Origin of the sequence: Comamonas sp. F1-6 (assembly GCF_039581415.1) — a bacterium.
GTDB lineage: Bacteria > Pseudomonadota > Gammaproteobacteria > Burkholderiales > Burkholderiaceae_C > Comamonas > Comamonas thiooxydans.
Genome location: NZ_JBCPWN010000027.1, coordinates 16,353 through 42,170, shown reverse-complemented (window position 1 = coordinate 42,170; position 25,818 = coordinate 16,353). Strand labels below are relative to the sequence as shown.

The 25,818-nt window shown below is 64.1% G+C and carries 24 protein-coding genes; 6 read left to right on the top strand and 18 right to left on the bottom strand.

All coding sequences use genetic code 11. From position 1 onward, the window contains the following. Nucleotides 1-79: 79 nt before the first annotated feature. The gene (locus AAIL66_RS21345; protein WP_003068843.1) at nucleotides 80-1,030 is read left to right on the top strand and encodes a VTT domain-containing protein; all 951 of its coding nucleotides are present in this window, start codon (nucleotides 80-82) and stop codon (nucleotides 1,028-1,030) included. 61 nt (nucleotides 1,031-1,091) lie between these two features. Here the strand turns inward: AAIL66_RS21345 and AAIL66_RS21340 are convergent, their stop codons facing one another. The 14 genes from AAIL66_RS21340 to hemH form a co-directional block, all read right to left on the bottom strand. Then, entirely contained in the window at nucleotides 1,092-1,265 is a 174-nt protein-coding gene (locus AAIL66_RS21340; RefSeq protein WP_012837430.1) for a hypothetical protein, read from the bottom strand. Nucleotides 1,266-1,278: 13 nt separating this feature from the next. Then, nucleotides 1,279-2,376 (bottom strand): YeeE/YedE thiosulfate transporter family protein, encoded by a 1,098-nt coding sequence (locus AAIL66_RS21335; protein ID WP_034378269.1) that lies wholly within the window; start codon nucleotides 2,374-2,376, stop codon nucleotides 1,279-1,281. A gap of 158 nt (nucleotides 2,377-2,534) precedes the next feature. Next, nucleotides 2,535-3,491, bottom strand: a complete 957-nt coding sequence (locus AAIL66_RS21330) for a rhodanese-like domain-containing protein (protein WP_059441612.1) — start codon at nucleotides 3,489-3,491, stop codon at nucleotides 2,535-2,537. A 206-nt stretch (nucleotides 3,492-3,697) separates the two neighbouring features. Further along, a complete protein-coding gene (locus AAIL66_RS21325) occupies nucleotides 3,698-4,243 on the bottom strand; it encodes a (2Fe-2S)-binding protein (RefSeq protein ID WP_343497707.1) in 546 nt (181 codons plus the stop codon). Next, nucleotides 4,240-6,522 carry a molybdopterin cofactor-binding domain-containing protein gene (locus tag AAIL66_RS21320; protein ID WP_343497706.1) on the bottom strand — a complete coding sequence of 761 codons (2,283 nt, stop codon included), beginning with the start codon at nucleotides 6,520-6,522 and terminating at the stop codon, nucleotides 4,240-4,242. Before AAIL66_RS21320 ends, AAIL66_RS21325 begins: the two co-directional genes overlap by 4 nt. A gap of 6 nt (nucleotides 6,523-6,528) precedes the next feature. Next, a complete protein-coding gene (locus tag AAIL66_RS21315; protein ID WP_343497705.1) occupies nucleotides 6,529-7,326 on the bottom strand; it encodes an FAD binding domain-containing protein in 798 nt (265 codons plus the stop codon). Nucleotides 7,327-7,350: 24 nt separating this feature from the next. Then, nucleotides 7,351-7,863: a nucleoside deaminase gene (locus AAIL66_RS21310; protein ID WP_343497704.1), complete on the bottom strand. Its 513-nt coding sequence runs from the start codon at nucleotides 7,861-7,863 to the stop codon at nucleotides 7,351-7,353. A gap of 20 nt (nucleotides 7,864-7,883) precedes the next feature. Further along, nucleotides 7,884-8,645, bottom strand: coding sequence for an ABC transporter permease (locus AAIL66_RS21305; protein ID WP_003068866.1), 762 nt, complete (start codon nucleotides 8,643-8,645; stop codon nucleotides 7,884-7,886). A gap of 30 nt (nucleotides 8,646-8,675) precedes the next feature. Beyond that, nucleotides 8,676-9,455: an ABC transporter ATP-binding protein gene (locus AAIL66_RS21300; protein ID WP_343497703.1), complete on the bottom strand. Its 780-nt coding sequence runs from the start codon at nucleotides 9,453-9,455 to the stop codon at nucleotides 8,676-8,678. A 68-nt stretch (nucleotides 9,456-9,523) separates the two neighbouring features. Continuing rightward, nucleotides 9,524-10,522 (bottom strand): ABC transporter substrate-binding protein, encoded by a 999-nt coding sequence (locus tag AAIL66_RS21295; RefSeq protein ID WP_343497702.1) that lies wholly within the window; start codon nucleotides 10,520-10,522, stop codon nucleotides 9,524-9,526. 40 nt (nucleotides 10,523-10,562) lie between these two features. Beyond that, on the bottom strand, nucleotides 10,563-11,363 hold the full coding sequence (locus AAIL66_RS21290) for an alpha/beta hydrolase (protein WP_343497701.1): 801 nt from the start codon (nucleotides 11,361-11,363) through the stop codon (nucleotides 10,563-10,565). An 11-nt stretch (nucleotides 11,364-11,374) separates the two neighbouring features. Next, on the bottom strand, nucleotides 11,375-12,328 hold the full coding sequence (locus AAIL66_RS21285; protein ID WP_343497700.1) for a 2-oxoglutarate and iron-dependent oxygenase domain-containing protein: 954 nt from the start codon (nucleotides 12,326-12,328) through the stop codon (nucleotides 11,375-11,377). A 192-nt stretch (nucleotides 12,329-12,520) separates the two neighbouring features. Then, complete coding sequence (locus AAIL66_RS21280) at nucleotides 12,521-13,498, bottom strand: LysR family transcriptional regulator (RefSeq protein ID WP_034357991.1); 978 nt, start codon at nucleotides 13,496-13,498, stop codon at nucleotides 12,521-12,523. 45 nt (nucleotides 13,499-13,543) lie between these two features. Further along, a complete protein-coding gene (gene hemH, locus AAIL66_RS21275; protein ID WP_034378276.1) occupies nucleotides 13,544-14,641 on the bottom strand; it encodes a ferrochelatase in 1,098 nt (365 codons plus the stop codon). A 73-nt stretch (nucleotides 14,642-14,714) separates the two neighbouring features. Here hemH and AAIL66_RS21270 point away from each other — a divergent pair, with 73 nt between their 5' ends. The 3 genes from AAIL66_RS21270 to AAIL66_RS21260 are packed head-to-tail and all read left to right on the top strand — an operon-like array spanning nucleotide 14,715 to nucleotide 16,621. After that, nucleotides 14,715-15,464 carry an HAD family hydrolase gene (locus AAIL66_RS21270; protein ID WP_080746040.1) on the top strand — a complete coding sequence of 250 codons (750 nt, stop codon included), beginning with the start codon at nucleotides 14,715-14,717 and terminating at the stop codon, nucleotides 15,462-15,464. A 45-nt stretch (nucleotides 15,465-15,509) separates the two neighbouring features. Next, nucleotides 15,510-16,358, top strand: coding sequence for a DUF2189 domain-containing protein (locus AAIL66_RS21265; protein ID WP_034358000.1), 849 nt, complete (start codon nucleotides 15,510-15,512; stop codon nucleotides 16,356-16,358). 47 nt (nucleotides 16,359-16,405) lie between these two features. Further along, nucleotides 16,406-16,621, top strand: a complete 216-nt coding sequence (locus AAIL66_RS21260) for a DUF2788 domain-containing protein (RefSeq protein WP_003068886.1) — start codon at nucleotides 16,406-16,408, stop codon at nucleotides 16,619-16,621. A gap of 111 nt (nucleotides 16,622-16,732) precedes the next feature. Here the strand turns inward: AAIL66_RS21260 and AAIL66_RS21255 are convergent, their stop codons facing one another. The 4 genes from AAIL66_RS21255 to hpnC form a co-directional block, all read right to left on the bottom strand. Further along, nucleotides 16,733-17,755, bottom strand: coding sequence for a tripartite tricarboxylate transporter substrate binding protein (locus tag AAIL66_RS21255; protein WP_059441617.1), 1,023 nt, complete (start codon nucleotides 17,753-17,755; stop codon nucleotides 16,733-16,735). A gap of 155 nt (nucleotides 17,756-17,910) precedes the next feature. Continuing rightward, nucleotides 17,911-19,251, bottom strand: coding sequence for a hydroxysqualene dehydroxylase HpnE (hpnE, locus tag AAIL66_RS21250; RefSeq protein WP_343497699.1), 1,341 nt, complete (start codon nucleotides 19,249-19,251; stop codon nucleotides 17,911-17,913). Nucleotides 19,252-19,258: 7 nt separating this feature from the next. Further along, complete coding sequence (gene hpnD / locus AAIL66_RS21245) at nucleotides 19,259-20,098, bottom strand: presqualene diphosphate synthase HpnD (protein ID WP_034358010.1); 840 nt, start codon at nucleotides 20,096-20,098, stop codon at nucleotides 19,259-19,261. Between the two features lie 132 nt (nucleotides 20,099-20,230). Continuing rightward, nucleotides 20,231-21,112 (bottom strand): squalene synthase HpnC, encoded by an 882-nt coding sequence (hpnC, locus tag AAIL66_RS21240; RefSeq protein ID WP_343497698.1) that lies wholly within the window; start codon nucleotides 21,110-21,112, stop codon nucleotides 20,231-20,233. A 191-nt stretch (nucleotides 21,113-21,303) separates the two neighbouring features. Between hpnC and AAIL66_RS21235 the strand changes: the two genes are divergently transcribed. Together AAIL66_RS21235 and AAIL66_RS21230 are read left to right on the top strand one after the other, a co-directional pair. After that, the gene (locus tag AAIL66_RS21235; protein ID WP_343497697.1) at nucleotides 21,304-22,542 is read left to right on the top strand and encodes an efflux RND transporter periplasmic adaptor subunit; all 1,239 of its coding nucleotides are present in this window, start codon (nucleotides 21,304-21,306) and stop codon (nucleotides 22,540-22,542) included. Continuing rightward, entirely contained in the window at nucleotides 22,539-25,748 is a 3,210-nt protein-coding gene (locus AAIL66_RS21230; protein WP_343497696.1) for an efflux RND transporter permease subunit, read from the top strand. The genes AAIL66_RS21235 and AAIL66_RS21230 overlap by 4 nt, the downstream gene beginning before the upstream one ends. Nucleotides 25,749-25,818: the final 70 nt, after the last annotated feature.

Below are 25,818 nucleotides of genomic sequence, written 5' to 3'. Positions count from 1 at the left end.
CAAAACCTCGCAGCCCCGGGGATGTTCGCGTCTCGCTAGCATCGGTGGCTAACCCTGGTCGGGGTAAGGAGCGTGGGTCATGGGTTTTGTCGTGGATCTGATTCGGGAATACGGCTTCGGCATTGTCTTTCTCAATGTGCTGATAGAGCAGCTGGGCGCGCCCATCCCGGCCTATCCGGTGCTGGTGGTGACCGGAGCGCTGGAGGGGGGCAGCCTGGCACGTCTGGGCTGGCTCACTGTGATTGCAGTGGCTGCAGCGCTGATAGCCGATGTGCTCTGGTACCACGCTGGCAGGGCCTATGGGCACAGGGTGCTGGGACGTATCTGCCGCATTTCGCTCTCGCCCGATGCCTGCATACGCCAGACCGAGTCGGTTTATGGGCGTTGGGGCGCCAAGTCCCTGCTGGTGGCCAAGTTCGTGCCGGGCTTTGCCTCCATTGCCAGTGCGCTGGCCGGTGTGGTGGGCACGCCGCTGCGCACCTTTGTGTTGTTCGATACGCTGGGGGCCCTGATCTGGGTGGGCTCGGCGGTGTTTCTGGGCTCGCTGTTCAGTTCCACGGTGCAGGATCTGCTCGATGTGCTGACGGCGCTGGGCAAATGGGGGCTGCTGCTGCTGTGCGTGGCGTTCGCGGTCTTCGTGGCGCGCAAATGGTGGCAGAGGCAGCGCGTGGTGCGCTCGCTGAAGATGCCGCGCATGTCGGTCGAGGAACTGGCGGGGCTCAACGCCCAGGGCATCACGCCGACGGTGATCGATGTGCGCGAACCCCTGCTCTTCGGCCAGGGTCATATTCCCGGGGCCAGCTCCTGGCTGGAGCATCAGGGCAAGGGCAAGGCGGCCTACGAACATTTGCTGCCGCGTGAGCGGCATGAGCATGGCCTGGTTGTGTACTGCGACTGTCCCGACGAGATCTCCGCCGCGCGCGTGGCGAGGCAATTGCAGCGTGCGGGATTTCACAACGTCCGGCCATTGTCCGGTGGCCTGACGGCCTGGGAGGCAGCGGGCTTTGAGCTGGAAAAGCCCCGGGCCTGAGCAGGCCCCAAAGAAAACGCCCTGACCGTAGGGCAGGGCGTCGGGGCAGGGACTGTGGCGCTTATTTTCCGGCAGGCATGGAGCAATGTCCGCCCTGTGCTGCCTGGCCGGAGCCTGCTGCAATCAGCGGCGCTTCAAAGCGCAGGTCGATGGCCGGCGATGTATGAAAGTCCCAGGCCAGAAAGACGAGCAGCAGAGCCCAGAATACGGTGCGCAAGGTGCTTGGTGAGGTCATGGTTGTTCCTTGCTCAGAAGCCGAAATGGCGGCGGATGCGCAGGCCGAAGATGGTGCCCGCAAATGCCAGTGGGACCCAGATCCAGCCGTGGATGGAGCCGGTGGAGATGCCCGAAAGCATGGCGCCCACATTGCAGCCGAAAGCCAGGCGCGAGCTGTAGCCGAGCACCAGTCCCGCCACCAGGGCCACGACCCATTGCGTGCCTGTGAGTGCCTTGGCAGCCGCGGGCTTGCCGGCGGCAATCCACAGTGCGCCGCCCAGAATGCCGATATTGGTGATGCTGGTCACGTCCAGCAGCACGGTCTCATGCAGGCGCGCCGCATTGCCGGGCTGGCTCCAGAACCAGTTGCTGGCCAGATCGACGGCGCCCGTGGCGTTGGCGATCTTGGCGGCCCACAGACCAAAGCCGTAGACCACGCCCCAGGGCTGGCCCGCGATGATCAGGTTGAGCGTGGCCAGGATGGCCAGCAGCACGGCACCGACCAGCCATTTGCGCACCAGCAGCGGCTTGGCCGGGCGGTTCAGGGCGGCATTGGCTTTTTTCACATACAGGGCCACGCCTGCAGCGATCACGGCCAGTGCGATCAGCGTGGCGATCAGCGCTGGAGCCCAGCCCCATTGCGTGACCAGACCCACAGGGGCAGCATTGCCCAGGTCCAGCCACCAGCCCAGGTGCAGGCTGCCCAGAAAGCTGCCGATCGCGAACAAGGGCAGTATGGCCGTGTTCATGGGAATGCCCATGCCGGCTTTGTAGAGGGTGCCGCTGCCGCAACCGTCGGCGATCTGCATGCACAGGCCGAAGACAAAGGCACCGACCAGCAGGCTGATGCTGGGGGGGCCGAGAGCTGCCGTCAGCTCGGGGAAATGGCCCAGCAAAGGCATGGCCAGTGCCGCAGCCAGCGCCAGCAGCAGCAACTGGCCAAAGATGCCGCTGCCGTCTTTTTCCTCGACCAGCATGCGCCAGCCCGTGGTGAAACCAAAGCGCTTGCCGGCCAGCACCGCGCCCAGGCCTATGCCCACGGCGAACAGCGCCGCCTGGCGCACCGAGACCGACCACAGCAGCCAGCCAAAGAAAACGGCCAGCAAGGCCGTTATGGGAAGTCGTTTCATGTGTTTTTATGGAATTGATGGGTAAGGACTGCGACGCACTTTCCGCAAAGGGCATGCACCCAGATCAGAGACAACGAGCAAAGGCCGCCCTGCAGCGAAGTTGTCGTCCCCCTTGGGGGCGCCGGGCTTGGGGAAGGCGCGAAGCGACTCAGGGGGAGTCATTTAAAAGTTTTTTCCCACCATTTCTGGGCGTCATAGGCCAGTGACTGGGCGCGGCCCGGCTGGTTGGCCATGCGCGGCGCGTCCTTGGACTGCGTCCAGTCCACCATGGAGCCTGCGTAGAGCTTCACATTGGGCAGGCCGGCCATTTCGGACAGACCGAACCAGTCGGTGGCCGCCCAGTGACCGGTATTGCAGAAGGCCACCATGTCCTGGCCTTGTGGGCGCTGGACCTTGGCAGCGATTTCCCTGGCCTTGGCTGCATCCACGAACTGCGAAGTACCGGGCACAAACCACTGGTTGAAATCCAGCTGCTGGGCGCCGGGCAGGGTGCCCGAGAGCTTGGCGGCTGGCGCGCGGGTCTTGCCCAGATAGAAGGCGTCGGGGCGCGAGTCCACCAGAGCCGCGTTGGACAGGTCGAGATGCCTGCCCACGTCCTGCTGGGTGGCCAGCCAGCTGGCGTCAAAGGTCGGTGCGTAGCTGCTGGGCGCGATCTGTGTGCGGGTCTTGGCCAGGGGCTTGCCTGCGCCTTCCCAGGCCTTCATGCCGCCGTTGACGATGGACAGCTCCTGGAGACCCAGGCTTTTGAGCGTCCAGTAGACGCGGGCAGTGGCACCGAAGTCCGTGGCGTCGGCACCGCTGGAGATCACGATGGCATGCGTGGCTGGCGTCAGGCCCAGGGACTGCACCAGCGCCACCAGCTTGGCTTGGTCAGGCAGTTCGCCAGGATTGGTGGCCGGGCCGCGCCATTTGCCGTAGGGGGCGTTGGCAGCCTGGGCGATATGGCCGGCCTCGAAGGCTTTGGGGTCGCGGATATCGATGAGGCGGACATCGGCCTGCTGCAGCAGAGGCTGCAGCTGTTCGGGGTTGAGCAGGGGCTGGGCCGCGAGCGCCCAACTGCTGGCGCCCAGGCCCAAGCCCAGACCCAGTGCATAGCGTGTCAGAGAGTTTTTCATGGCAGGAGTCGGCAAAACCGAGTCGTCAGGGGCATGGCTATGCCCAGGGTCTCTATTGTCCGGCCTTGCCGCGACAGGGCCAACCAAGAAAAACTTGTCTGCTTATTGCCTGGGGTCATGAACCGGAGAGCAAACGGCGTGACTTCTGATGATGATAGCTAAAAGTGGTTGAATCGCTTTGTGGGTGAGAGATTGCAGCTATTGATTTAGATGATTAATGTGCTTTGCAGGGCCGGAAACAGCTCCTGCACGGCACGCCGGATGCCGCCATAGCCCGTACAGCGACAAAGGTTTCCGCACATCAGGGCCTCGGCCTCGGCGGCTGTGGGGCGGGGCTGCTGCTGGTGCAGCCAGCTCATACTCATGACCATGCCGGGGCTGCAATAGCCGCATTGCACGCCGCCGCAGCGCGCCAACGCCTCGCGCACGGGCTCGCTGGCGCTGTCCTGTGCCACGGACTCGATGGTGCGCACCGTCTGGCCCTGGATCTGATAGGCCATCAGCAGGCAGGCGTTCACGGGCTCGCCGTTGAGCCAGACCATGCAGGCGCCGCAGCGTCCCACTTCGCAGCCGGGCTTGGCCCCGGTGAGGTGCCAGTGCTCGCGCAGCAAGGTCAGCAGCCGGGTATCGGGGCTGCAGCTGGCGCTGACCGGCTGGCCGTTCAGATTCAGTAGCAGCACAAAAGCCGAGGCCTCCTTTGCGCTTGCTGCGGGTGGCTTGCCGCCGTGCTCCGGGATGTGGGGCGTCGTCATGGTGTGGAGGGCTCCGCGCCCGCTTCCAGCAGCGCAATCACGCGCTCCGGGGTCATGGGCAGTTGGGTGATGGGGCGCTGCAGTGCGGCGGCCAGGGCATTGGCCACTGCGGGCAGGGCCAGGTTGACGCTGATCTCGCCGGCTCCGCGCGGGCCTATGGGGTCAGCCTCGGGAAGGTTCTCGATCGCCAGCACCTGCATTTCAGGGGCATCGGCCAGCGTGGGGATCAGATAGCTGTCGAGATTGCGCGCCTGATAGTGGCCGTCCAGGCAGGCCAGCTCCTCCTGCGTGCCCATGGCCAGGCCCATGAGGGCGCCGCCTTCCATCTGGCCCAGATAGCCCTGGGCCGATGCCACGGGGCCCAGGGCCGTGCACATCACCAGCCGCTGCACCTGGACCATGCCGCTCCAGGTGTCGACGCGTACCTGGGCAATGGCGGCGCAGGCTCCGAAGACGAAGTGGGTGTCATGCGCGTTGCCCTCCGGGTCCTCTGCGCGCAGGTCTATGGAGATACAGGGCGCTTGTTCGCCCGATGCCTTTGCCAGATCGGCGTAGCTCAGGCACAGGCCCGCAGCGCTTTCCAGGCCCCAGGCGCCGCAGCGCAGAGGAATATTGGGCAGCAGTCTTGCGGCGGTCAGGAGCAAGGCTTGCTGCCAGGGCTGGGCCGCCTTCTGCAAGGCGCGCCATACCAGCGTGGTGGCGCGCGAGGCGGCGACCGGGCCCGAGTCGGGCGTCAGCCGGGTATCGCCCAGCACCGGCCTGATGGCGTCGGCGGCGCAGCCCAGATGCTGCGCGCCCAGGCTCTGGATGGTTCCGACCAGGTTTTGTCCCAGCTCGGTGAAGCCGCAGCGCAGCTCGATCGCACCGTCGGCGGCCAGGGCCAGCTCCATGCGGCAGTCGCTGGGGCCACCCTTGCCAAAGCCGTCACTGCGGTGGATCAGCGTGAGGCCCACGCCGTGCAGATGGCGGCCATCCGCGCTGGCCCAGCGGTGCGGTCCGCGCCACAGCGCTTGCTGGTGGGCGACATCGAGTGCGCGCAGGGCGCCGTCGAACGGCACGACATGCTGGCCCAGCGGGCCGGGTGCCTCGGGAGCGGCGAGATTGAGGGCGCGAAACGCGTCAGCTGTCATGCCGACCAGCGCAGCCAGTCTGTCCATCTGCTGCTCAAGTGCAAATTGCACCTGCACGGCGCCGAAGCCGCGAAACGCACCGGCGATGCCGTTGTTCGTATAGGCCAGCCTGGCGCCGAGGTCCAGTGCCAGATACCGGTAGGGGCCGGGGGCATGCTCGAGCGCAGCATCCAGCACCTCGGGGCCATGCGTGGCATAGGCCCCGGTGTCGGCCACTATCTGCACCTGGTGGTAGGTGAGCCGCCCCTGTGCATCGCAGCCGGTCTGCATGTCGATCTGCATGGGATGTCGCTTGACACCCAGATCCACTGATTGCGGACGTGTCAGGTGCAACCGTACGGGGCGCTGTGCCCTCCAGGCCAGCAGGGCCGCGATGGGTTGAATCGTCAGCTCGTCCTTGCCGCCATAGGAGCCGCCCACGGGCGTGGCCACGGCGTGAACCCTGTCGTGCGGCAGGCCCAGCATGTCGGCGATGACCTGCTTTTCCCGCGCGGGGTTGTGGCCGCCGAAGAACAGGCGCAGGCCGCCCGCGCCATCAGGCTCGGCCACACCGCCTTCGGTCTCGAGAAAGGCATGCATCTGGCGTGGCGTGACATAGCTGTCCTGCACCCGGTGCACTGTGCTTGCCCGGGCCGCAGACATGTCGCCCTGGCGGTGGCTGGCGGCATGCAGCAGATTGCCGTCCTGATGGACCGCCTGCTCGGAGGCCGCCGTACCGTCAAGGGCGGCGACCGGGTCGCAGACCGGGGGCAGGGGTTCGTAGTCAACCCGGATCAGCGCCAGAGCCTGCCGCGCCGTCTCCATGTCCACGGCCGCAACGGCGGCGACCGGGTCGCCCACATGGCGCACCTTGTCGATGCAGAGCACGGGCCGGTCTACCTTGCGCAAGCCATAGTGCTTGATGCCGGGGATATCGGCATGGGTGACCACGGCATGGACGCCTGGCAGGGCTTGGGCGGCGCTGGTATCGATATGCAGAATGCGCGCATGGGGGTGGGGGCTACCGAGAATCGCTCCGCGCAGCTGACCCGGCTGAATGCGGTCGCTCAGAAAGCCCGGGTTGCCGCCGAGCTTGGCCCTGGCATCGGGCCGGGTCGGTAAAGCCTCAAGGCTCAGCTCGCGGATGTGATGAGGGGTGGGGAATTCCATGATGGTTCAGGCCAGCAGCCCGCAATGTCCGGCAATCAGGCGGCTGGCAATCCGGGCCAGATCGGGAGGCAGGCTTTGCTCGCAGGTGGTGCGTATATCGCCGAGGGAGGGGCGGATCTGCAGCTCCTGCGCATAGCTCAGCAGCTTTTCCGTGGCTTGCAGGCGGTGCACGCCTATGCCCGGGGCTGCCGCCGCAATGCGGTCCAAGTTCAGGCGCTTTTGTGCATCGCTCCAGCGCAAGGCCATGCGCAGGCGCGCGGGGGAGAATGCCGCGCGATAGCCGACTTTCTCGAACACCAGTGGCCGGGGCTCCATCACATCGCTGCGCGGCAGCAGAAACGAGAGCATCAGAGGCCGGTCCATGAGCTTGAGCGTCTGCGCCAGCGACTGCAGGTTGCCGTCCGTCAGCTCGACCTGCGCATCCATGGCCAGCAATACCGGGCAGCAGTCGCCTTCGCCCCAGCCTATATTGCCGCCCAGGGTTCCCAGGCGGCGTATTCCCATGCCCCCTAGCTGATCCAGGGCCTGGACGAGCACGGGCGCGTGCTGCTGAACCCAGGGGTGACGGCGCACGGCCTCCAGCCGCATGCCTGCACCGATGTGCAGATATTGCGGGCCGAGGCTGATCTGCTGCATCTCGGGCCAGTGCATCACATTGATGAAATGCGTGGCCGACGGCGCCAGACGAGGCTCTGCCCATGACTGCTGCAGCAGTGTGCCCCCGGCGATGAAGCAGGCGGCATTGCCGAGCTTGCGGGCCAGGGCCTGTGCGGCCTGGGGTGACGAGGGATGGGTGAGCAGCATGGGAGCGTCCTGCTGGCCTGGTTCTCAGCGCTGCGCCCAGAAGGCTTGCTGCTGGGCGGCGATCTCGGCCTCCATCTCGGGTACGGGGCCGATCAGCTCCACGGCCTTCTGGCAATGGTCGAAGACATAGCGCGACGAGACGCTCATGGTCGGGTTCTCGCCATGGCTGCCCGTGCATTCCAGCAGGCGATGCTCGGTCATGCCGAACACGATGCGACCGATATTGGCCCAGTAGGCCGTACCGGCGCACATGCAGCAAGGCTCCACATTGGTGTAGAGCGTGCAGCTCCAGAGAAACTCGGCCGTGTAATTGGTGGCCGCCATGCGCGCCAAGGTCGATTCCGCGTGGTTGACGGTGTCGATATTGCACTGCTCCATGAGCACGGTCTCCTGGTCGGGGCCCACCAGCACGGCGCCGAAGGGGTGGTGGCCCATTTGGGTGGCGCGCCGGGCCACGGCCTGGGCGCGACGCAGATTGCGCTGGATTTGTTCGGCAGAGGGCATCAGGCCCTGCGGGGGGAAGTTCTGGTCTGTCATGGTGGCGGTCCTTGTGTTGATCAGGCTGGAGTGCTCTGGCTCCAGGGAAAGAGGCGCTTGTGCAGCTGCTGCACGCCACCATAGAGCAGCAGGCTGCACAGCACCAGCAGTGCCAGTGCGGCAAAGGCCACGGGTACCTTGAAGGAGGAGGTGGCAAACAGAATCAGATAGCCCAGGCCTTTTTCCGCAGCCACGAACTCGGCGACCACGGCGCCCACAATGGCCAGCGTGATGGAGACCTTGAGGGCCGAAAACACATAGGGCACGGCAAACGGCATGCGAATCTGCCAGTACTGGCGGCTGGTGGTGGCGCGCAGCGAGCGCGACAGCTCCACCAGCTCTGCCGGCACCGAAGCCAGGCCCAGGGCCGTGGAAACCACCAGCGGGAAAAAGGCAATCAGTGTGGTGATGACCACGCGCGGCAGCAGGCCTGCGCCCAGAGTGACGACGATGATGGGGGCGACGGCCACGATGGGGGTGGACTGGATCACCACCAGCCAGGGCATGATGATTTTCGAGAGCAGCTGCGATCGCGTGATGGCGATGGCTAACGGAATGGCCAGTGCGATCGCCAGCGCATAGCCTATGAGCGCGACCTGCAAGGTGGCCGTGACATGCTCCAGCCAGCGCTGCAGCCCCATCTCGGCTGCAGAGCGCCAGATCTGGCTGGGAGCGGGAAAAATGTATTCGGGGATATGCGCCAGGCGGCAGGCACACTCCCAGAACAGCAGGACGGCGAGGAAAACCAGCAGCGACGCATGGCGTTGTATGAGGGCAGACATAGGGGGCCTCTTGGGGCTGCGGGAGGATCTTCAGGCGTGTGCCGGGTGTTTGCTGAAGACCTGGAGACGAATCTCGTTGGCCATTTCGGTGAACACGGGATCGGCCAGAGTGGCCATGCTGCGCGGGCGTGGCAGCGGCACATCGATGATGTCGGCCACACGGCCCGGGCGGGCGCTCATGACCACGATGCGGTCGGACAGCAGCAAGGCCTCCTGGATGGAGTGGGTCACAAAGACCACGGTCTTGGGGCGCTCGTTCCAGATGCGCAGCAGCTCCAGGCTCATTTCGTCGCGTGTGAGTGCGTCCAGCGCCGAAAAGGGTTCGTCCATCAGCAGGATGTCCGGGTCATGCAGCAAGGAGCGTGCAATCGCGACGCGCTGCTGCATGCCGCCCGAGAGTTCGTGGGGCCGCTTGTGGCCGAAGTCCCTGAGGCCGATCATCTCCAGCAACTGCTGGGCGCGGGCCTCTTCCTTCATTTCCACATGGCCGTATTTGTGGCGCATGGGGAAGGTGATGTTGTCAAGCACCGAGAGCCATGGCAGCAGCGTGGGCTTCTGGAACACCATGCCGATCTCGTCGCGTGGTTCGGTCACGGGCAGATCGAAGATACGTACCTCGCCGCTGCTGGGGCGGATCAGGCCTGCAATTAGGCGCAGTATGGTGGACTTGCCGCAGCCCGAGGGGCCGATCAGCGAGACGAATTCGTGGCGGCGCAGATGCAGGTCCACGCCCTGCAGGGCCGTGACAGGGCTGCCATCGCTGGAGACAAAGGTCTGGGTGACCGCGTTCAGATCGATTACGTATTGCATGGCAGGCGATCCAGGAAAGAACAAGGGCGGGAGCGTGAGGGCGGCGCTGCGCCGCGCTCACATGGCATTTACTGGCTCAGAAAGCGGCGATCCACCAGCGTTTCCGGGTCGACCTTCTTGGGGTCGTAACTCATGGACTGGGCCACCCAGCCCCAGGTGGCTGCCAGCAGCCGGGGCTCGAATTTGCCCAGGCCGTCGCGCTGGCTGATCTCGTTCCTGAGCAGCGGGATGGAGGCTTCAAATTCGGCCTTGACCACGGCAGTGTCGGCTTCGGGTACCTGGGCCTTCAGCGACTCGGCCGCCTTTTGCGGGTTCCGGATGGAGAACTCCAGCGACTTGCCCAGTGCCCGCACATAGCGCTTGAGCACCTCGGGGCGTTCCTTGATGGTCTTGTCGCTGGCCATGACGGACCAGCCATAGCCGTCCAGACCGAACTGCGTCCAGGGCAGGACCGACAGTTCCCTGCCGGCCTGCTTGAGCACGGCGCCGAAGGCCGGAGCCACGGTCACCCAGTTGATGGTCGCATCCACGCGGCCCTGAGCCAGCATGGGCGCCAGCGTCGCCGGGTCCGACTTGATGACCTTGATCTTGCTGGCGTCCACGCCGTTCTTCTGCAGCACGATGGGCCACAGCGCATTCGACGAGGAGAAGGTGGGCATGGCCACCGTCTTGCCTTCCATGTCCTTGAGGTTCCTGATCTTGCTGTCGGCGCGCGTGAACAGCGCATCGGGCTGTTTGGAATACAGCGACATCACGGCCTTGACGGGAATCCTGCCTTCGGCAGCGGCCATCATCAGCGCCGAGATGCCGCCAAAACCCACATCGGCAGAGCCCGAGGCCACCTTGGTCACGGCATCGGCCGAGCCTCGGCCCGGAACAATCTTCACGTCCAGGCCTTCGTCCTTGAAAAAGCCTTGCTGCACGCCGGCATAGACAAAGGACTTGTCGCCCCCGGGTAGCCAGTCGAGCTGCACCGTGAGCTTGTCGGCTGCCTGGGCCGCTGCGCCACAGGCGACGAGCATGGCGAAAAGGGCGGAGCGTTTGAAGTAGGTAGCGGGGCGCGTCATGAATAACTCCTGAAGAATGCGAGTTTTGGGTAATTGGTTGCTATACATTGATGAGCGGCATGCGCAAGCTCATAAAAGGTTTTGATTGAATTTCATCTAAAGCCGGCAGCAAGGCGTCGCTCAGGGCCTGAGGGCAGGCCAGTTGGGGCACATGGCCGCAATCGAGGCTGATGCGCCTGGCGCCCGGCGTGAGCTGCTGCATGCGCTGCTGCAGCGGCAGCGTCACGGAGCGGTCCTGGCGACATTCCACATAGATACGTGGCACCCGGCCAAAACGCTCGGCGCTGAGCCGGTTCACCATGGCCCGGCCCGCTTCGGGCTGGACGCAGAGACGGCTGGCCGCCTTGAGTGCTGCGGTCGGAGGGCAGTCATGCAGGAACAAATCCATGGCGGCTTCCAGCGACACGCTGCTGGCATTGCGCTGCTCGTTCCAGGCCAGATGCGGGCCTATGCCCTGGTAGTCAAAGCCCGGATCGGCGGCGCGGCATTGTGCGATCACATCGCCATAGCTCATGCCGCTGGGCAGCATCATTCCGGCCAGGTAGACCAGGGCGCTGACCCGCTCGGGGGCGGCCTGGGCGACCTGAGACGCTGTCATGCCGCCACCGCTGTGACCGACCACCACGGCAGGGCCGTCCAGCGCTTCCAGCACGCGCAGCACATGGGCGGTGTAGCCGTCGAGATTGGCGCAGCTGTCGTCTTCGGCGGCGGCATCGTTGCCCGGCAGATTGACGGCAAGCACCTTCCAGCCTCGGGCCTGTAGCAGCGGCGTCCAGGCCGCAAAAGCCCAGCTGCCTTGCCAGGCCCCGTGGATCAGCACCATATTGCGTGAGCTTGTCATCGTGGTCTCCGTCAACCGTAGGTGCGGCGATAGCATTCGATCTGGTGCTGCTCCACCGTGATGGCCGGGTATCTGGGCTGCTCGCCATCGTCCAGGCAGGTGGGAATGCATTCCACCTTGTGCAGCGGGTTGCCCGTGAAGAAAAAGGGCACGGAATAGCGTTCGCGACCCGAGACATTGATGACCCGGTGCAAGGTGGAGACATAGCGGTCGTTGGTCCAGCGCGCGAACAGGTCGCCGATGTTGACGACGAAGGCGCCGGGCACGGGGGGGGCGTCGATCCAGCTGCCGAGATCCTTGTCCCAGACCTGCAGGCCGCCGGCCTCGTCCTGCAGCAGCAAGGTCACGCCGCCGAAGTCCGTGTGCTCGCCGCAGCCTTTCTCGCCGGGTTCAGGGTTGGCAGGCTGGGGCGGGTAATGCAGCAGGCGCAGGGTCGCGGCGGCCTCCTTGAGATAGCCGTCGAAGTGGCTGACCGGCACGCCCAGCGACAAGGCTAGGCCGCGCACAATGGTCGCGCCCAGGCCGTAGGCGGCCTGGTAATAGTTCTGCATCACGGCGCGGAAGTCGGGCAGGGTTTCGGGCCATTGGTTGGGGCCGGTATTGAAGCGGCCGGCCAGCACGCGCGCATCGTTGGCCGCGACCTCGGCGCCAGCGTAAAAGCTTTCCTTGAGATCGGGCGGTGCGCCGCTCTCCAGCGTCTGGGCGCGCAGCGGCTCATAGCCGCGATTGCAGCGGGAGAGCTTTTTGTCCACGGCCAGCTTTTCGGTCATGGGCAGGTCAAAGAAGCGCTGGCTGGCGGCAAACAGGCTGCTGATCAGCGCAGGGTCTATGCCATGGCCGGTGATATAGAAGAAGCCGCGCTGTTCGCAAGCCTGGCGCAGTTGCTCGGCCACCAGGTGCTGATCCACAGGGTCATGGCTGCGCAGGCCGCTGATGTCGATGAGGGGGAGGGCAGAGGTGCTCACGAATGGCGTCCAGAAACTGAAGAACTGGAGTCAGTTTAGAAAGCACAGTCCGTGCTGGATAGCGCAGCTTTTGCTGCGGGGTGATCTAAAAATGTGAGCGCTAATCGCTGATGGGTAAAGTGTTGCACGGCATTGGTGCATTCGCGAGAGGCGATGCGCACAATGCCGGTGCAGTCATGGACCGGGGCGCTCTCAGCTCCTGGCGGAAGCCGCCGCAGCGGCGGTCTGCGTGCGGGCCACCCATTCACGCAGGGCGACGCTTTCCTCGTCCTCGCGGCTTTCTATGGCATCGGCCGCGATGCGGTTGAAGGCGTCGAGTGCCGATGGCAGCGTGCGTCCTGCACGCACATAGACGCCAAGTTCGGAGTACAGAGTGGTAGGGGTATCCAGCGGCACATGGACCAGCCGGCCTTCGCGCAGCTCGCGCTCCAGCCCCAGGCGGCTCTGGAAGAAAATTCCCACGCCGCGTTCGGCAAGACTCTTGGCCAGCTCGATGGACGAGGTTTCCAGCAACACCTGCAATGCACGCTTGTGGTGCGCCAGCAAGGGCTGCAGCAAGTCGTGCATGGAGAGTTCGGGCGTTGGCAGAATCAGCGGAAAGGCCGCGCATTGCGCAAAGTCCACGCGCTCCAGCTGGGCAATCGGGTGCTTGGGCGGCACGATGGCACCCAGCGCAAAGCGGCCCATGGTGCATTGGCGCAGATTGTCGTGGCGCTTGATCGAAAAGCCTATGCCCACGTCCGCATCGCCCTGAATCACGGCCTGTGCCGCCTGCTGGGAGCCGCAGGTGCGCACATGAATCTGAATCGTGGGATAGCGCCTGTGCATCTGCGTGAGCACGGCCGGCATCAGGTCGGCGTTCAGGCCTTCCACGGCGGCCACGCTGACCGAGCCGCGACGTACGCCGCGCAGCAGCTCCAGCTCGGTGCTGAGGCGGTGCTCGTCCTGCAGCACTGTGATCACATGGCGCGAAAACACTTCGCCGGCGGCCGTGAGCCGCAGGCCCGAGCTCAGGCGCTCGAACAGCGGGCTGCCGATTTCGTCCTCAAGCTGCAGCAATTGGCGGTTGACTGCCGACGAGGCCACATGCAGATGGCGCGCGGCTTCGCGTATGGAGCCGCAGCGGCGAATCATGTCGAAATAGCGAATGGAGCGGGCGTGAATATGCATGCAGCCGGAGGCAGCATATGCCGTGCCAGTTCGCTGGATGGCCGCCTACTGCGGCGCGCCCGCCGCCTTGGCGTGCTGGGCGCGGGCCTTGAGCTCGACATCGTCCTCGCGCCCGGTGGGCCAGCCTTGCATATGCTGCCGGGCAATATCGCTGAGTGCGGTGATCCAGGGCGCACTGTCGTTGAGGCAGTCTATGTACTCGAACTGCTGGCCGCCCGCATGCAAAAAGGCTTCACGCGCTTCCTGCTTGATTTCCTCCAACGTCTCCAGGCAGTCGCTGGTAAAGCCGGGGCAGACCACATCGACGCGCCGGGTGCCGGCCTGGGCCATGGCAATCAGCGAGGGTTCGGTATAGGGCTCCAGCCATTTGGCCTTGCCAAAGCGCGACTGGAAGGTCACCAGATACTGGTCGGTGGCGAGCTTGAGCCGCTCGGCCAGCAGGCGTGCCGTCTTGTGCGATTCGCAGTGGTAGGGATCGCCCAGATGCAAGGTGCGCTCTGGCACGCCATGAAAACTCATGACCAGCTTGTCCCCGCGACCGTGGCCGCGCCAGTGGGCTTCTATGCGCTGTGCCAGCGCTTCGATATAGCCGGCATCGTCGTGGTAGCGGTTGACGAAACGCAGCTCGGGAATATGGCGCTGGGTCCTGGCCCAGTCGTAGACGGCGTCGAACACGCTGGCCGTGGTCGTGCCCGAGTACTGGGGGTACAGCGGCAGGATCAGGATGCGCGTCACGCCGTCTTTCTTGAGGGCATCCAGTTGGGCCGCAATGGACGGCGTGCCGTAGCGCATGGCCGGCTGCACCAGCACATTGTGGCCGCGCTCGCCCAGCCAGCCGCGCAGCAAAGTGGCCTGGCGCGTGGTCCAGTGCAGCAGCGGGGAGCCGTCCTTTTCATGCCAGACGGTAGCGTACTTGGCGGCCGATTTGGCCGGACGGGTGCGCAGGATGATGCCGTGCAGAATCGGCCACCAGGCGAGCTTGGGAATCTCGACCACACGATCGTCACCGAGAAACTCCGCCAGATAAGGGCGCACTGCTGCAGCCGTGGGGGCGGCCGGGGTGCCCAGATTGCACAGCAGGATGCCGGTGCGTGCGGATTGGTCGTGACGGAAGCTGGGTTCGGGCGCAAAGCGTGATGGCATGGTGCAATTGTGTCAGCTAATCGGATAGGCGCAGCCGCTCTGCGGCATTAGCCGGGCCGCTATTCTTCGGGGTATGCAACCCCAAGACACCACAGCCCCTGCCATTGAAACTCTTCAGCGTCTGCGCCACAGTGGCCAGATTCGCGCCATCAGTCTGGATCTGGACGACACGCTCTGGCCCATCTGGCCCACGATTGCCAAGGCTGAGGCCGTTTTGCTGCAGTGGCTCGCGCAGCATGCTCCCGCTACGGCCGAGCACCTGGGCGATACGGACAAGGTGCGTGCCTTGCGTCATGAAATCGTGGGGCTGCGCCCGGATCTGAAAGCCGACCTCAGCGGCCTGCGCCGCGAGTCCATCCGGCTGGCGCTAAGCCGCGCCGGTGACGATCCCGCCCTGGCCGAACCGGCCTTTGACGAGTTCTTTGCCGCTCGCCAGCGGGTCGAGCTGTTTGACGATGCCTTGCCGGCGCTGCAGTTTCTCTCGCAGCGCTGGCCCGTGGTGGCCCTGTCCAATGGCAACGCGAATGTGCATGTGGTGGGTATCGGTGAGCACTTCCATGCCTCGCTGTCTGCCAGCGGAGCCGGCATGGCCAAGCCCGAGACGCGTTTTTTTCAGGCCGCAGCGGATGCGGCCGGCGTCGCCCCCGAGCATGTGCTGCACATCGGCGACGATGCGGAGCTGGATGCCCGGGGCGCCATGGATGCGGGTATGCACGCAGTCTGGCTCAACCGCGGGCAGGTAGCATGGCCTTGCGTGGGAGCTGAACCCCACGTCACAGTCGCCAGCCTTTGGCAGTTGTGTCAGGGGCTGGCAGATCGTTGACCGGGACGAGCGGGAGCAGTGCGGGTCAGCGAACAAGGACCGCCTATGCCTACCTGCCTGTCTGCCTGTCTTCTCACGCCGCCTCCGCTGGCACCTGTGCGAACCATTGCCTGGAGCCGGCCTATGGTGTGGCTGTCCAGAGCCTTGCAGGACATTTCTAACGCTCCGTTAATCAGTCTGGCGCATGGTCTGGCCTTGATCCTGATCGGTGCAGCAATCCTGACCCTGGGGCACAATCGCTTCTGGTTGATGGCAGGGGCCTTGTCGGGCTTTCTGGTGGTGGGGCCTCTGGTGGCCACCAGCCTCTATGCCGTCAGCCGGGCCATAGAGCGCGGTGAGGTGGCAGACTGGGGTCTGATTCGCCGCACCTGGACGCAATGGCAGAGCTGCCATGCCACGGGCCGGGGAGGGTACTGGTGCATGGTCAGGTTCGGCGCCTTGCTGGCGCTGGCAGCCACGGGCTGGGTGCTTATTTCGGCATCGCTGATCACCGTGATGTCGCCCGTGCGCGTGCAAACCCTGCAGGATTTCATTGTGCATGTGGTGCTGGCCAGGGATGGTCAGCTATTTGTGCAATGGATGGCTTTGGGCAGCTTTCTGGCTGCTCCGATTTTTGCGTCCAGCGTGGTGGCCATGCCGCTGATGCTGGACAGGCGAGTGACCGTGCGCCAGGCCGTGTTGACCAGTTGGTCCGTGGTGCTGGCCAACCCTGGCCCTATGGCCTTGTGGGCGGCGCTGATTGTGATGTTGACTTTGCTGGGCCTTGGCAGCTATCTGCTGGGGCTGGTGGTTGTGATGCCCCTGCTGGGCCATGCCAGCTGGCACGCCTATCGAGACCTGGTGGATGCCTCTGCATTCCCCGCCAGAGATGAAGCGATAGTGCCTGCCGTCTGAGCGCTGCGCGACCAGGGCCTGGCAAAGGCTGTAAGGACCTGGTTGTCGTGATATTCGGATATACGGAAGAACAGCTTGCCCACTTTTTCCTGACCTGGGGGGTGGGTGCCTTCATCTTGTTCATGGTGTTCATCATCTTGCAGCTGGCGCGTCAGTCCAAGGCAGGCAAGTTCGGCACCTTTGTGATCTTTCTGGGCCTGGGCGTGGGCTTTGTAGGCTATCTCGCCAAGATCATCATCCAGTGGTGGATAGAGAGCCGCTGAGCTGATACATGGGGCGGCGCTGACCGGCTCACTACTTGAGCAAGGTCCGCCCCGCAGAGAGAACCTAGCCCCCTTCCGAAAAGAAGGGGGAAGAAGCGGTGTCTCAGTGGGTTAACCCGGTTTCACCTGTGCGCGCTTGAGCACTTTTTGCCAGCGGTTCTGCTCGGTGGCGATGAACTGGGCAAACTGCTCCGGCGTGCTGCCAATGGGCTCGGCCGCATCGCCTTGCAAGCGTTTGAGTGCATCGGGCGCCTTGACGGCCTTGGCGCACTCTGCAGCCAGCTTGTCTACATGGGCGCGAGGCAGGCTGGAAGGGGCCAGCATGCCGTACCACTGGGTCATTTCAAAGCCCGAAAAGCCCTGTTCGGCCACCGTGGGCACATCGGGTAATTGCGGCAGGCGCCTGGTCGAGCCGGTGGCGATACAGCGCACCTTGCCGGCCTTGATGAAGGGCAGCAGCGCGGCGGCGCCAACCGAGGCAGCATCAAGGCGGCCGGAGAGCAGGTCGGTCATCATGGGGCCGGTGCCGCGGTAGGGCACGTGGAGCATGAAGATGTTGGCCGTCATTTTCAGGTATTCGAATGCCAGATGTCCTGCGCTGCCGTTGCCGGCCGAGCCATAGCTGAGCTTGCCGGGGTTCTTCTTGGCATAGGCCACCAGATCGGCAATGTTCTTGACGGGCAGATCGGGGTGCACCACATAGAGGCTGGGCACCTTGGCCAGCAGGCTCACGGGCACAAAGTCCTTTTTAGGGTCCCAGGGCAGCTTGTCAAAAATATAAGGGTTGACGGCCAGGGTACCGATATGGCCGAGGATGACCGTGCTCTGGTCATCGGCGCGAGCCACTTCCTGCATGGCGATATTGCCCGCAGCGCCGGGCTTGTTGTCCACGAATACGTTCTGGCCTATGGTCTTGGATAGCTCTGCGGCGGTGGAGCGGGCCACGATTTCAGAGCTGCCGCCAGGCGCAAAAGGCACGACAAAGCGAATCGGACGGCTGGGCCAGCCGTCATCGGCAGCGCGGGCCATGCCGGGCAGCAGGCCGCTGCAGGCCAGGGCTCCTGCACTGGTCAGCAGATGGCGGCGCGAGATGCTCAGAACTTCGCGAGTGGACTTGTCGAATGTGGATGCCATGTTGTCTCCGTTGCTTTTGGCTTTATGCGGCTGAGAGATTGCCTCTCAAGCCATGGTTGCAACTGTGGCTGTCAAATCGCTGTCAAACCTGGTGCAGCAGGACTATCCAGGCATCAGGATTGTGCTGATAGGGTTTGCGCTAGAGCTACTCAGTCCTAGTCCTTGCGGACCAGTTGCTCGGCTGCCTCGAGTGCGCAACGCACCGCACCTTCCAGCGTCGCTGGATAGGGCCCGTTCACATAGTCGCCGCAAGCCCAGAGGCCATGGCCCAGCTCCAAGCCAGGGCGCTTCACGCCGGGCCGGCAGGCAAATGTGGCGCGCTTTTCAACCACGGTCAGCACAGCTTGAATGTCCTGCCAGCCCAGCTGTTGCTGGGCTTGTTCCAGCACCTGCTGCTCCAGGGCTTGGCGGTCCGTGCGGCAGTCGCTGACGACAAAGGCCATCAGGCCTTGCTGGGTGTCATCTGATGGCTGCAGGTGCCCGCGGTCAAACACAAACTGGGCTGGAGCCTGCTCGCCGGGTTGCAGTGCCAACCAGGGCAGCCCAGCGGTAAGGCGATGGCTGGTGCGCGCATAGACCGTGGCAATGGCCGTGTGCTCCAGCGCCTGCGCGGTCTGTGCCCAGTGCTGGTAAGCCACCGCGTCGCGTGCGGGCAGGCGCTGGTCTTCGGCCGCCAGCAGGGCCAGGCGGACGGCTTCCTGAGGTGGGCAGGCCAGCAGCACGGCATCGAAGCGCGATTGCTCAAGCGCTGGTCTCAGTGCCGCATTGGATGTACGCAGCAGCCATTGCCGGCCATGGGGAATTAGCTCCTGAATCCGACTTGCAGTATGTACCGCATGTCCGCGGCCTTGCAGCCATTGCGCAGCCGGATTCGGAAACAGATCACCGAGTCCGTAGCGCGGAAGCAGAAAATGCGAGCCGCCCGTACCCGCGAACAGCGCGTCATGCAGCACGCGCAGGAAGATGCTGCCACTTGCCTGTGAGGCCGGCAGGTTGAGGGCCGACACGCACAGCGGCTCGATGAATTCGTCGAGCAGGCGCTTTGGCAGACCGCTGCAGATATCGGCAACGGTTGCAGCCTCTGCGCAGCGAAAGCCCTGAACGCGCCAGCGCAGGGCGCGCCCCAGCAGGGCGGCACGTTCGCGCAGTGACCAGCCGTTGGCGCTGGCAATGCCGATCAAGGCGTCCAGCGGCGCCGGCAGGTCGGGGAAGGACAGGCCGTTGCCATCGGCGTAACGCATGGTAAGTGGTTTGCGCAGCAGGGCTTGCTCCGGCGTCGCGCCCACGATGCGCATGAGCCGCAGGCATTCGGCATAGGCGCCAATCAGAATGTGCTGGCCGTTGTCGGCGATGGTGCCGCCCGGCAGTTCCAGATTGCGGGCCCGGCCACCCAGTTGACGACCGGCCTCGAAAACCGTGGGCTGATGGCCGTCTAGCGAAAGCTGTACAGAGGCAGCCATGCCGGCCCAGCCGCCACCGATGATGGCAACTTCCATGGCGCGCTTACATGCGACCCAGCGCCTGCATCTTCCAGACCAGCCAGAACTTGCGCAGTGGCGTGAGACTGATGCGCTGGTGCAGTACCTGGAAGTTCTCGGACTCGATTTCGCGCAGAAGGGTGCGATAGATGCTTGCCATCATCAGGCCGGGCTTTTGTGCGTGGCGGTCGGCATCGGGCAGCAGGCCAAGCGCCTTGTCATACAGGCTGTGGGCACGCTCGGCCTGAAAGCGCATCAGCGCCGTGAAGCGTTCCGAGTACTCGCGCTTGTTGATCTCGTGGGCCTTGACGTCGAACTGCTGAAGCTCGCTGATAGGCAGGTAGATGCGCCCGCGCATGGCGTCTTCTCCCACGTCGCGGATGATATTGGTCAGCTGCAGGGCCTGGCCCAGGGTGTGGGCGTATTCGGTGGTGCGCTCCTCGGTCTGCCCGAAGATGCGGGCGGCAACCTCGCCGACCACGCCGGCGACCAGATGGCAGTAGCGCTGCAGACCGGCAAAGTCCAGGTAGCGGGTCTGATCCAGATCCATCTGGCAGCCTTCAATGACGGCCTGCAGATGGCGCTCTTCGATGCCATAGGTCTTGGCGTGGGGCATCAGTGCCTGCATCACGGGATGAGCGGACTGGCTGGTGAATGCCCTGTGTACCTCGGTCTTCCACCATGCCAGCTTGGTGGCTGCCACGCCAGGGTCCGTGACCTCGTCAACCACGTCATCCACTTCGCGGCAGAAGGCATAGAAAGCCGTGATGGCGGCGCGGCGCTCCTTGGGCAAGAAGAGAAAGGCGTAATAGAAGCTGCTGCCCGAAGAGGCGGCTTTGTCTTGGACGTACTGATCCGGATTCATAGGGGGAGCATTGTCCCATGACGCGGGCAGTTGGCCGACACAACATTGAAATGTGCGGCATGCGCCTAGTCAGACTTCAAATTCAATAGCGCCTTGCGTAGGCCCATCAGGGGATAGGGGCTATCTGTTCGCTCACATGCGCACGGCTTTCCAGAGCATAGCGATCATGTCGAGCTTGCCCAGTTTGATGCGCTGATAGAGGTTGCGCCCCTGCATGGCGTCCAGTCTGTCCAGAATGCGCAGACCGCCTTGCACGACCAGGCGCAGCTCCCAGCCCGTGCGGCCGGGCAACTGATGCACCAGGGGCGCTCCATGGTGCATGAGGCTGCGGGCTTGGCGGTTGAGTTCGCCGAGCAGAGACTGCAGCTCGGGTGTCAATGCCGCTGCCTCCGGCTTGATGGCACTTCGCACAATGCCATGGCGGGCCAGGTCGGCATCCGGCAGGTAATGGCGCTGGCGCGGCAAGTCCTGGCTCAGGTCCTGCCAGAAGTTGATGAGTTGCAGGGCGGTGCAGATGGCGTCGCTCTGAATCAGTGCCTTGGCGTTGACCACGCCATACAGGTGCAGCAGCAGGCGGCCGACCGGGTTGGCCGAGCGGCGGCAGTAATCCAGCAAATGGGCCATGTCGGTGTAGCGGGTCTGGGCGGCCGTCATGCGCACATCCTGCTCGAAGGCACTGAGCAAGTCGGCCAGCAATGGCTTGGGCAGACCATGGGCCTGGACCTGGACTGCCAGCGGGCCAAAGACATGCGGCCAGGCGGTGCGCATCAGCATGGCGGCTTCGCCGGAGCAGCCCAACTGCTGCAAATCTGCGCCATATTGCTGCAGCTGTGCGATGCGCTGCTCGGTGCCGTGCTGGCCCTCGTCGGCCAGATCGTCGGCGGTGCGCGCAAAGTGGTAGATGGCGGCGATGGGCGCACGCAGTCGTGGCGGGCACAGCCAGGAGGCGACAGGGAAATTTTCGTAGTGGTTGATGCTGGCCGGCGCGTTGGCGGCGGGGCTCGCTGGGGGCATATGGTTCACGCCCGTATTGTGGACCGGGTGGACTTGCCGGCTGGCGGCAGCCCATAAAAAGACGGCGCAAAAGCGCACGTGCGTGCACAATCAGCGCTGACTTGGGTGCAGCGGCCTGCCCGGCAGCTGCGCTTTTCCTATTTTTACAAGCCCAGAACACCATGGCTGTTTCGTCTTCTCGTCGTTTTGCAATGTTGTCTTTGCCGCGCCGGCCTGCCGCGCCCTTGGCTGCGCTGTCCATAGTGGCGGCTGCCGTCATGCTGTCGGCCTGCTCCAAGAAAGAGGCCGCGCCCGAGCCGGTGCGCGCAGTCAAGCTGGTGACCGTGGGTGAGGGGCAGATCGAGTCTGCTCAGCAATATTCGGGCGATGTGCGGGCCCGTGTCGAATCTCGCCTCGGCTTTCGCGTGGCGGGCAAGATCACAAGGCGCGAAGTGGAACTGGGTCAGCATGTGAAGGCTGGACAGGTATTGGCGCGACTGGATGCGCGCGATTACCAGCTCAGCGCCGATGCCGCGCGTGCCCAACTGGCCTCGGCCACCACGCAGCGCGATCTGGCCGAGGCCAATGCCAAGCGTTTTCGCACGCTGCGCGCCCAGAACTTCATCAGCGCCGCAGAGATGGAGCGCTATGAGGCCAATCTGAAGGCGACCCAGGCCTCACTCGATCAGGCCCGTGCCCAGCTCTCGAGCCAGTCCAATCAGGAGAACTACACCCAGTTGCTGGCTGATGCCGATGGCGTGGTCACCGCCGTGGAGGCTGAACCCGGTCAGGTGGTTGCGGCCGGCACGCCCGTGGTGAGGATTGCCCAGGACGGCGCGCGCGATGCGGTGTTCAGCGTGCCCGAAGACCGGCGCAGCGCCATCAAGCCGGGCCAGGGCGTGAAGGTGCGTCCCTGGTCGGACGAGTCGCGCGTGATCAACGCACAGGTGCGTGAGGTGGCGGCCAGTGCCGACCCGGCCACACGCACCTATGTGGTCAAGGCTGCGCTGCAGGGCGCGGACCTGCCTTCATTGGGCGCGACCGTGCATGTCATGCCCGAGGGCATGGGCGTCAGCGGCGAAGCCATAGGCAACCAGGTCATCAAGCTGCCAACCACGGCCTTGCGCCAGGAGGGGGGTAACGGTCAGGGTACGGCCGTCTGGCTGTATGACGCGGCCAGCAGTTCGGTGAAGCTGCAGCCGGTGCAGATTGCCAGCGCCGACGGCAACGAGGCGGTGATTGCCTCGGGTCTGCAAGCCGGCATGCAGGTGGTGGCCACAGGCGTCCACGTGCTGACCCCCGGGCAGAAGGTGACGGTATATCGCGATAAGTATGCCAAGTCGCTGCAGGGTTCTGCATCAAATCAGCCGAAAACGCAGGCGGGTCAAGGGCAGGATGCTCAGGAATCAGGTGTGGATCAGCCTGCGGCGGCTGCGGAGGCGGGCAAATGAGCGGCGCTGGACACAAAAAGACCAGTGGCGCGCATTTCAATCTTTCCCGCTGGGCGCTCGATCATGTGGCGCTGACACGCTATTTCATTGTCGTGCTGATGCTGCTGGGTTTTACTGCCTTCTTCCAGCTGGGCCAGGACGAAGATCCTCCGTTCACCTTCCGCGCCATGGTCATTCGCACCTACTGGCCCGGTGCGACTGCCGAGCAGGTGGCTCAGCAGGTGACGGACAAGATCGAGCGCACGCTGCAGGAAGTGCCCTATGCGGACAAGATCAGCAGCTACTCCAAGCCTGGCGAGTCGCAGGTCATCTTCCAGGTCAAGGACTATTCGCCCCCCAAGGAGGTGCCGCAGCTCTGGTATACGGTGCGCAAAAAAGTGGGGGATATGCGCTACACCCTGCCGCAGGGCGTTCAGGGACCGTTCTTCAACGACGATTTCGGCGATGTCTATGGCGTGATCTATGCGCTGCAGGCCAAGGGCTTCAGCTATGCCGAGCTCAAGACTCTGGCCGACGATGTGCGTCAGCAACTGCTGCAGGTGCCCGATGTGGCCAAGGTCGAGCAGTTCGGCGTGCAGGACGAAAAGGTCTATGTGGAGCTGTCGCACCGCGCCACGCAGATGGGGCTGAACCTCAAGCAGGTGCTCGATCAGCTCAACCAGCAAAATGCCGTGGCATCGGCCGGTACCTTGCAGACGCCAGCCGAAACCATTGTGTTGCGTGTGCAAGGCCAGTTCAACGATCTGGAGCAACTGCGTGCCATGCCCATCATCGGCCAGGGCGGAGCGCAGTTCAGGCTGGGCGATATCGCCGAGGTGCATCGCGGCTATGCCGACCCGGCCAATGTCATGGTGCGCTTTCAGGGCGAGCCTACGGTGGCCCTGGGGGTGTCCATGGTCAAGGGCGGCGACATCATTGCGCTGGGCAAGGCGCTGACGCAGGCAACGGAGCGCATCGCCAAAAGCCTGCCCGTGGGCGTGACGCTGAGCAATATGCAGAACCAGCCCAAGGCGGTGGCGGATTCGGTCAGCGAGTTTCTCCAGGTGCTGATCGAGGCAGTGGTCGTGGTGCTTGCCGTGAGCTTTCTGAGCCTGGGCCTGCACAAGCGCCCGGGGCAGCATCCGCTGTGGAAGCGCTGGTATATCGACCCGCGCCCCGGACTGGTGGTGGGCATCACCATTCCGCTGGTGCTCGCCGCAACCTTCCTGGCCATGTGGTACTGGAATATCGGTCTGCACAAGGTGTCGCTGGGCTCGCTCATCATTGCGCTGGGTTTGCTGGTGGACGACGCCATCATTGCCGTGGAGATGATGGTGCGCAAGATGGAGGAGGGCTACGACAAGTACCGTGCCGCCACCTTTGCCTATGAAATCACCTCCAAGCCCATGCTGACCGGCACGCTGATCACGGCAGCGGGCTTTCTGCCCATCGGCATGGCCAAGTCCATGACGGGTGAATACACCTTCGCCATCTTCGCGGTGACGGTGATTGCGCTGGTGCTCAGCTGGTTTGCATCGGTGTACTTCGTGCCCTATCTGGGCCTGCTGCTGCTCAAGAAGCCGCCGCATGCCGCCAAGCTGCCGCCCGAAGTGGCATCCGGTGAGGTGTCGGCTGAAGAAGCAGGCATCAACACCAATGCAGGTGAGCATGAGCTGTTCGATACGCCGTTCTACAACCGTTTTCGCCGCACGGTGAACTGGTGTGTGCAGCACCGCTGGCTGACGATTGGCGCGACGGTGCTGGTGTTCGTGCTGGGTCTGGCGGGCATGGGCAAGGTGCAGCAGCAGTTCTTCCCTGATTCCAGCCGCCCCGAAGTGCTGGTCGATATATGGTTCCCCGAGGGCACGTCCTTGCAGGCCAACAAGGAGGTGACGCTGCGTGTGGAAAAGCGCTTCTTGCAGCTCGACGGTGTGGAGTCCGTCAGCGAATGGATAGGCTCCGGAGCACCGCGCTTCTATTTGCCGCTGGACCAGGTGTTTCCGCAGAACAACGTCTCCCAGTTCATTCTGGTGGCCAAAGACCTGAAGGCGCGCGAGGAAATCCGCAAACGGTTGCCGGCGCTGATGGCCGAGGAATTCCCCGAGGTGCGGGCGCGCTCCAAGCTGCTGCCCAACGGGCCGCCTGTGCAATATCCGGTGCAGTTCCGTGTCATGGGCTCGGACCCCGCCAAGCTGCGCACCTATGCCGATGAAGTCAAGGCGCTCATGCAGGCCAATGCCGATATGCGTGGCGTGAATGACAACTGGAACGAGTCCGTCAAGGTCATCCGCCTGCAGGTCGATCAGGACAAGGCGCGCGCCCTGGGTGTGACCAGCCAGTCGATCGCCGAAGCCACGGGCATGAACTTCAGCGGCACCACAGTGGGGCAGTTCCGTGAAGGCGACAAGCTGATCGATATCGTGATGCGCCCGCCCAAGCAGGACCGCGATGCAATTACCGATATCGCGGGTGTCTATGTCACCACGGCAAACGGGCAGTCCATTCCGCTCACGCAGATTGCCAAGCCCGTCATGGTCTGGGAGCCGGGCGTGATGTGGCGCGAAAAGCGCAACTTCGCGATTACCGTTCAAGGCGATGTGCGCGAAGGCCTGCAAGGTGCAACGCTGACCAACGAGCTGTTGCCGCAGTTGCGCAAGATGGAGGCTGGCTGGCATGCTGCGGGCGACACAGGCTATCGCATCGAAGTGGCCGGTGCCGTGGAGGAAAGTTCCAAGGGGTCGGGTGCCATCGTGGCAGGAGTCCCGGTGCTGCTTTTCCTGACCTTCACCCTGCTTATGTTGCAGTTGCGCAGCGTCAGCCGTTCGCTGCTGGTCTTTATCACCGGCCCGCTGGGCATCCCTGGTGTGGCTGCGGCCTTGCTGCTGCTGAATCGCCCCTTTGGCTTTGTGGCTCTGCTGGGCGTTGTGGCCTTGATGGGCATGATTCAGCGCAATTCGGTCATCCTGATCGATCAGATCGAGAGCGGACGTGCCCAGGGCGTGCCGGCATGGGATGCGATTGTGGAAGCTGCCGTGCATCGCCTGCGCCCCATCGTGCTGACTGCAGCGGCTGCCGTACTGGCGATGATTCCGCTGTCGCGCAGCGTGTTCTGGGGCCCCATGGCTGTGGCCATCATGGGCGGTCTGATTGTGGCGACCGTGCTGACCCTGCTGGCCTTGCCAGCCATGTATGCGGCGGCTTTCCGCATCAGAAAGGACACGGCCTGAGCCTGTTCTGGAAGAAAAACCGCCAATTTTGCGGCTAGAATCTGCGTCTTGACCTCAGTAAGCGTAGATT

Excerpts from the sequence above, each read along its gene's own strand:
- AAIL66_RS21345 (WP_003068843.1), top strand. The coding sequence starts at position 80 with ATGGGTTTTGTCGTGGATCTGATTCGGGAATACGGCTTCGGCATTGTC.
- AAIL66_RS21340 (WP_012837430.1), bottom strand. The coding sequence starts at position 1,265 with ATGACCTCACCAAGCACCTTGCGCACCGTATTCTGGGCTCTGCTGCTC.
- AAIL66_RS21335 (WP_034378269.1), bottom strand. The coding sequence starts at position 2,376 with ATGAAACGACTTCCCATAACGGCCTTGCTGGCCGTTTTCTTTGGCTGG.
- AAIL66_RS21330 (WP_059441612.1), bottom strand. The coding sequence starts at position 3,491 with ATGAAAAACTCTCTGACACGCTATGCACTGGGTCTGGGCTTGGGCCTG.
- AAIL66_RS21325 (WP_343497707.1), bottom strand. The coding sequence starts at position 4,243 with ATGACGACGCCCCACATCCCGGAGCACGGCGGCAAGCCACCCGCAGCA.
- AAIL66_RS21320 (WP_343497706.1), bottom strand. The coding sequence starts at position 6,522 with ATGGAATTCCCCACCCCTCATCACATCCGCGAGCTGAGCCTTGAGGCT.
- AAIL66_RS21315 (WP_343497705.1), bottom strand. The coding sequence starts at position 7,326 with ATGCTGCTCACCCATCCCTCGTCACCCCAGGCCGCACAGGCCCTGGCC.
- AAIL66_RS21310 (WP_343497704.1), bottom strand. The coding sequence starts at position 7,863 with ATGACAGACCAGAACTTCCCCCCGCAGGGCCTGATGCCCTCTGCCGAA.
- AAIL66_RS21305 (WP_003068866.1), bottom strand. The coding sequence starts at position 8,645 with ATGTCTGCCCTCATACAACGCCATGCGTCGCTGCTGGTTTTCCTCGCC.
- AAIL66_RS21300 (WP_343497703.1), bottom strand. The coding sequence starts at position 9,455 with ATGCAATACGTAATCGATCTGAACGCGGTCACCCAGACCTTTGTCTCC.
- AAIL66_RS21295 (WP_343497702.1), bottom strand. The coding sequence starts at position 10,522 with ATGACGCGCCCCGCTACCTACTTCAAACGCTCCGCCCTTTTCGCCATG.
- AAIL66_RS21290 (WP_343497701.1), bottom strand. The coding sequence starts at position 11,363 with ATGACAAGCTCACGCAATATGGTGCTGATCCACGGGGCCTGGCAAGGC.
- AAIL66_RS21280 (WP_034357991.1), bottom strand. The coding sequence starts at position 13,498 with ATGCATATTCACGCCCGCTCCATTCGCTATTTCGACATGATTCGCCGC.
- hemH (WP_034378276.1), bottom strand. The coding sequence starts at position 14,641 with ATGCCATCACGCTTTGCGCCCGAACCCAGCTTCCGTCACGACCAATCC.
- AAIL66_RS21270 (WP_080746040.1), top strand. The coding sequence starts at position 14,715 with ATGCAACCCCAAGACACCACAGCCCCTGCCATTGAAACTCTTCAGCGT.
- AAIL66_RS21265 (WP_034358000.1), top strand. The coding sequence starts at position 15,510 with ATGCCTACCTGCCTGTCTGCCTGTCTTCTCACGCCGCCTCCGCTGGCA.
- AAIL66_RS21255 (WP_059441617.1), bottom strand. The coding sequence starts at position 17,755 with ATGGCATCCACATTCGACAAGTCCACTCGCGAAGTTCTGAGCATCTCG.
- hpnE (WP_343497699.1), bottom strand. The coding sequence starts at position 19,251 with ATGGAAGTTGCCATCATCGGTGGCGGCTGGGCCGGCATGGCTGCCTCT.
- hpnD (WP_034358010.1), bottom strand. The coding sequence starts at position 20,098 with ATGAATCCGGATCAGTACGTCCAAGACAAAGCCGCCTCTTCGGGCAGC.
- hpnC (WP_343497698.1), bottom strand. The coding sequence starts at position 21,112 with ATGCCCCCAGCGAGCCCCGCCGCCAACGCGCCGGCCAGCATCAACCAC.
- AAIL66_RS21235 (WP_343497697.1), top strand. The coding sequence starts at position 21,304 with ATGTTGTCTTTGCCGCGCCGGCCTGCCGCGCCCTTGGCTGCGCTGTCC.
- AAIL66_RS21230 (WP_343497696.1), top strand. The coding sequence starts at position 22,539 with ATGAGCGGCGCTGGACACAAAAAGACCAGTGGCGCGCATTTCAATCTT.